This is a genomic window from Daejeonella sp. (assembly GCF_037719425.1).
Lineage (GTDB): Bacteria > Bacteroidota > Bacteroidia > Sphingobacteriales > Sphingobacteriaceae > Daejeonella.
Map to the genome: position 1 here is coordinate 1 of NZ_JBBJNI010000168.1, position 4,411 is coordinate 4,411.

Genomic DNA, 4,411 nt, shown 5'->3' on the forward strand with positions numbered 1-4,411 from the left:
TTAACCCAGGTTTTGGTGGCCAGAAGTTCATAGAACATACTTATAAAAAGATCCAGGCCTTAATATACCTCGCTACTGGCCGTAATAATGAGCTGCTTATAGAGGTCGACGGCGGTGTTGGTCCTCAGAACGCTCTTTCACTTTTAAAAGCCGGGGCAAATATTCTGGTAGCCGGCAATGCTGTATTTGCAGCTAAGGACCCTTCTTCTGCTATATCTGAATTAAAACACTTAAATTCGGATATCTTAACAGCCTGACCGTAATTTGAATCGATCCGGAATTTTCTGTCATTATGATTTCTATCGGGCAGCCAGAGTTCGTTGTTGCTTCCTAATCTTCACTTTTCTGACGTCTTTTAATGTCCTTGGCCAGGATGTTTCTTCTATCAGGGGCACAGTCCGCTCTTCAAAAGGAGAAATATTGAGCGGTGTTACGGTACAGGTTAAAGGATCAAAGTATATTACGCAGACTGACCGTGAAGGGGTTTACCTGATCAATCCGGTTCCGCTGAATATTACCTTATCATTCAGCCGTCTGGGCTACAAAACCATAACATTAGAGCTTGGGCTGCTTGCTTCACGCGAAAATGTCCAGGATGTGGAACTAAATCCCGAAGTCCAGTCCCTGGATGAGATCAACATTACTGAAAAATTCAGCGGCAGTAATTTTAAAATAATGGAAACCGAAAAATTTAGTGCGTACCCGAGTACCTCAGGAAGTTTTGAGAGCCTGATAAAGAACATGCCCGGAGTGTCTGCTAATAATGAGCTGAGTTCCCAATATTCGGTACGTGGAGGTAATTTTGATGAGAATCTTCTTTACCTTAATGATATCGAGATATTCCGCCCGCTATCTGTTAGTAAAGGGCAGCAGGAGAGCCTTGGTTTTGTGAATCCGGATATGGCGACCAGCGTGAGATTCTCAGCCGGTGGATTTGAAGCGCGCTACGGCGATAAATTATCCTCTGTTCTTGATGTAAGATATTCCCGGCCAGATTCACTTTCCCTTGAAGCTTCTGCAAGCTTCCTTGGAACCTCTGTCACTTTAAAAGTTCCGTTCAAAAGCAGTTACATTCTCGCAGGTGTCAGGAATAAGAAAAATCAAGACCTGCTGGAAAGACAAAACTTAGCGGGGAACTACAAATCGAAATTCTCAGATTACCAGTTACTTTATAAACAGGATATCACGCCGAGGTTTAATCTTTCCTTGTTCGGAAATTATAATAAAGGAGAGCTGGATGTCGTGCCCGGCCAACGGGAGACTGAATTCGGCACTTCGGATGAAGTCTTGAAGTTATTTGTTAACTATGACGGAGTTGAAACGACGAAGTTTGAGTCCGCTATGGGAGCTGTCACATTCGCCTATAACTTTTCAAACACGTCAAGCGTGAAATGGATAAGCTCATTAACCGGGATTAATGAGTCTGAAAACACTGATCTTTTGGGCTGGTACACTTTCGATGAAAGGGCCGGATTAGGCCCCAAAAAAGGAGGCAATCGTTTAGGGCAAGGGTCTCAATATGATTTCGTAAATAATCGCCTTAAAACCCTTGTGTATAATTCGGAACTGAGGATCTATAAACAATATCGCAAATCATTTCTGGAAATGGGAGTGAGGGTTCAGCGTGATAGGATCAGGGATAAGGTCGAAGAATATATAGGCCTGGACTCCACGGCTTATTCCAGACCGCCATCCGCTAGCTGGACCTACTCGGATATTATTACAGAGCAAAATGAGATCAATATCGGAAGGATCAACGGCTTTTTTCAAAACACGTTCAGCGTTAGCCCTTACATTACTTTTGCAGCAGGAGTGAGGGCCAACTTTAACTCTTTTACTGATGAGCTGCTGATAAGCCCAAGATTATCTTTTATGTACTATCCGGATAATAACGATGGTCTGCTATTACGGTTTTCGGCAGGAGCTTATTCGCAAGCGCCATATTATAGGGAGCTGAGGAATTTCAACGGGAGTTTAAACCCCAATTCCAGATCCCAACATTCGTATCAGCTGCTAAGCGGACTTGATCGTAAGTTCGATGGTTTAGGAACCAGATTAAAATTCACCTCAGAGATCTATTATAAATTCCTTACCCGCCTTACGCCCTATAAGACGGAAGATCTTAAGGTCAGATATTTCTCAGACCAGTTGTCTAAAGGATATGCAGCTGGTGTAGACCTGAGTTTGAGCGGAAACTTTGCTAAAGAGCTCGAATCTACTTTCCGGCTATCTTTTATGAAGACCGAAGAGGATATAAAAGATGACTGGTATATCATTCCGGGAGCCACGGGTATGCCGAATACTATTATAGAGCCAGGATATCTAAGACGTCCGTCAGATCAACGGGTAAATCTCGGAATTCTATTCCAGGACCGCCTTCTTCAAAATCCAACATACAAGGTCCATCTTAACCTTTTATTTGCTTCGTCGTTGCCTACCGGTCCTCCCGGATCTCAGCGGTACGAGGATGTATTCAAGATACCAGCGTATAAACGGGTTGATATAGGCTTTTCAAAAGATTTTGCCGACCCGGATAGCAAAAGAATAGCCCCGTTTGTTAAAAAATATTTCCAGTCATTGAGCGCACATGCCGAAATTTTTAATCTTCTGAATAATAAGAATACGGCATCTTATCTTTGGTTAAAAGACGTTAGTACAGTGCAATATGCTGTACCTAATTACCTGACCTTCCGGAAATTTAATTTTCGAATTATAGCGAAGCTAAAAACCCGTTAGAATATTGTCAAGATTTACAATATGGGGCTTAAAAAGGTCGAATGTGTCAAAATATTCTGCTATTTTTGGGCAACAAATCCTTAAATCATGATACACAATTTTGGTGCAGGTCCCTGCATTTTACCTCAGGAAGTTTTTAAACAGGCGTCGCAAGCCGTACTCGAATTTAACGGTACCGGTTTATCCATTTTAGAAATATCCCATCGTACTCCTGAGTTTGAGCAAGTAGTCGACGAAACGATACGCTTAATTAAAGAACTTATGAATGTTCCGGAAGGGTATTCGGTAATTTTATTACAGGGAGGGGCTTCAATGCAATTTTCCATGGTGCCAATGAATTTACTGGGTGACGGACAAACGGCCAGCTATCTTGATACTGGCGTCTGGGCAAGCAAAGCAGTAAAAGAAGCTAAAATTGTCGGAAACGTGAATGTGGTCGCTACTTCGAAAGAAGCTAATTATACATATGTACCCAAAGATTTTGAGATTCCTGCTGATTCAGCGTATTTCCACTATACTTCAAATAATACAATTTACGGTACAGAGCTTTTTGAAACACCGAAAACATCCGTTCCTGTTGTTTGCGATATGTCGTCAGATATTATGAGCCGGGTTGTTAATGTTGCTGACTTCTCTCTGATCTACGCAGGGGCACAGAAAAACATTGGACCTGCAGGACTTACAGTTGTGATCGTGAAAGACAGCATACTTGGAAAACTAGATCGCAAATTGGGTTCAATGCTGGATTATAAGGTTCAGATCGAAGGCGGATCTATGTATAATACTCCACCCGTATTTGCAATATATGTAGCGATGCTTAATCTCCGCTGGTTAAAGTCTAAAGGGGGTATCGCTGACATTGAAAGAGAAAACCTTTCAAAATCTGACACTCTATATAAAGAAATTGACCGCAATCCTTTATTCAAAGGAACTTGTAAGGTAGAGGACAGATCCCGTATGAACATTTGCTTTGTAATGGAAAATCCTGAATTGGAGAAACCCTTTCTAAAATTTGCAGAGGACAGAGATATTATCGGTATCAAAGGGCACAGAAGTGTTGGTGGATTTCGTGCATCTATGTACAATGCCCTGCCGATAACAAGCGTCCATGCATTGATAGACGCGATGCAGGAGTTTGAAGAAAAGCAGCGTAATTAATTCATCAATTGATTCTGATGGGCAGTATCGATATGTTATGTTATTATATAAATAATTAATACAAAGTACTTAATATCAATTTATTATAATTATTATGTTCCGTATACTCGCCAACGATGGTATTGATCCAATAGGTAAAGAATTATTAGAAAGAGCAGGTTTTCATGTTGATACCGAGCACATTCCGCAGGCAGAACTGCTTGAGGGGTTGAAGCAATACGACGGTATTACCGTGAGAAGTGCAACAAAACTCAGACAAGAGCTGATTGACGCATGTCCTAATATCAAGCTGATAGGCCGTGGTGGTGTGGGAATGGATAATATTGATGTAGATTATGCAAGGGAAAAAGGGATCGCTGTTGTAAACACACCGGCCGCCTCATCACTTTCTGTAGCGGAATTAGTTTTCGCCCACCTGTTTACCGGTATCCGTTTTTTGCAGGATGCGAACCGCAAGATGCCGGTTGAAGGTGATACAAAATTTAATGACCTGAAAAAAGCCTACGCCAAAGGTGTT

At 41.8% G+C, this 4,411-nt stretch carries 2 protein-coding genes and 2 pseudogenes; all 4 read left to right on the top strand.

The annotated features are described in order from the left end of the window. Window positions 1-257: pseudogene (locus tag WKF69_RS17040) on the top strand (ribulose-phosphate 3-epimerase); the annotation flags it as partial. Between the two features lie 7 nt (window positions 258-264). Continuing rightward, a complete protein-coding gene (locus WKF69_RS17045) occupies window positions 265-2,736 on the top strand; it encodes a TonB-dependent receptor (RefSeq protein ID WP_340383430.1) in 2,472 nt (823 codons plus the stop codon). A gap of 87 nt (window positions 2,737-2,823) precedes the next feature. Further along, complete coding sequence (gene serC, locus WKF69_RS17050; RefSeq protein WP_340383431.1) at window positions 2,824-3,894, top strand: 3-phosphoserine/phosphohydroxythreonine transaminase; 1,071 nt, start codon at window positions 2,824-2,826, stop codon at window positions 3,892-3,894. Between the two features lie 94 nt (window positions 3,895-3,988). Continuing rightward, window positions 3,989-4,411 (top strand): annotated as a pseudogene (locus WKF69_RS17055) (3-phosphoglycerate dehydrogenase); the annotation flags it as partial.

Excerpts from the sequence above, each read along its gene's own strand:
- serC (WP_340383431.1), top strand. The coding sequence starts at position 2,824 with ATGATACACAATTTTGGTGCAGGTCCCTGCATTTTACCTCAGGAAGTT.